Below are 235 nucleotides of genomic sequence, written 5' to 3'. Positions count from 1 at the left end.
AATTGGCTCCATTTGAGAAAGTAGTAGACCGTGTGGTCACTACCCGTGATATGAGCATGAGTCCATTGTTTCAGGTGATGTTTGTATTGCAGAACACATTTGAAGGATCTGAAGGTCTAGTTTTGCAGGATGTTGAGATTTCAAACTATGAGTTTGATATAGTCAACTCAAAGTTCGATCTGACATTGAATATTTCTGAAACTAATAGCGGTATTGGATTAGATATTGTGTATTG

At 37.0% G+C, this 235-nt stretch carries 1 protein-coding gene; it reads left to right on the top strand.

The genetic code is table 11. The features are described from left to right. Positions 1-235, top strand: a 235-nt coding sequence (locus tag FLA105534_RS21145; protein WP_173968071.1) for a condensation domain-containing protein, incomplete at both ends; no start/stop codon positions are given.

Origin of the sequence: Flavobacterium collinsii (genome assembly GCF_902804485.1) — a bacterium.
Taxonomy (GTDB): domain Bacteria; phylum Bacteroidota; class Bacteroidia; order Flavobacteriales; family Flavobacteriaceae; genus Flavobacterium; species Flavobacterium collinsii.
Note: the sequence above shows the minus strand (reverse complement) of the source record. Positions and strands in the feature narration are given on the sequence as shown.